Origin of the sequence: Pseudoroseomonas cervicalis ATCC 49957, from assembly GCF_000164635.1 — a bacterium.
Lineage (GTDB): Bacteria > Pseudomonadota > Alphaproteobacteria > Acetobacterales > Acetobacteraceae > Pseudoroseomonas > Pseudoroseomonas cervicalis.
Map to the genome: position 1 here is coordinate 1 of NZ_GG771129.1, position 809 is coordinate 809.

Annotated in this window: 1 protein-coding gene; it reads left to right on the forward strand. The window is 76.0% G+C overall.

The features are described from left to right. Positions 1 to 796, forward strand: a 796-nt coding sequence (locus HMPREF0731_RS22145; protein ID WP_007006502.1) for a CCA tRNA nucleotidyltransferase, incomplete at its 5' end; no start/stop codon positions are given. Between the last annotated feature and the right edge of the window lie 13 nt (positions 797 to 809).

The window sequence follows — 809 nt, forward strand, 5'->3', positions numbered from 1 at the left end:
GGCCCTGCCGGGCGCCCGCGCCGTGGGCGGCGTGGTGCGCGACGCGCTGGCCGGCCGCCCGGTTCACGATGTCGATGTCGCGGCCCCCTACCCGCCGCGCGAGATCGCCGACCGCCTGCTGGCGGCCGGGCTGAAGGTGTTCGAGACCGGGCTGCAGCACGGCACCGTCACCGCCGTGCTCGACCACGAGCCGGTGGAGGTGACCAGCCTGCGCCGCGACCTCGCCACCGATGGCCGCCATGCCGAGGTCGCCTGGACCACCGATTGGCGCGAGGACGCGGCGCGGCGCGACTTCACCTTCAACGCCCTGTCGATGGATGCCGAAGGCCATATCTGGGATTACTTCGGCGGCCGCGAGGACCTCGCCGCCGGCCGTGTCCGCTTCGTGGGCGACCCGGCGACGCGGCTGGCCGAGGACTATCTGCGTGTGCTGCGTTTTTTCCGGTTCCATGCCCGCTATGGGCAGGGCGCGCCGGAGGCGGTGGCGCTGGCGGCGCTGCGCGACGCCGTGCCCGGCCTGCAGCGCCTCTCGGCCGAGCGGGTCTGGATGGAGCTGAAGCGCCTGCTGGAAGGCCCGCGCCCGGCCGCGGCGCTGGCACTGATGCGCGAGACCGGCGTGCTGGGGGCGGTGCTGCCCGAGGCCGGCGACCTCGCCCCGCTGGCGCGGCTGGACGGCCCGGCCGATCCGGTGCTGCGCCTGTCCCTGCTGCTGCCCCAGGGCACCCCGCCGGATGGGCTGACGCAGCGCCTGCGCTTCTCGGGCGAGGGGCGAAGCGCCTGCGCGCCCTGCTGCTGACCCCGCCCCCGCC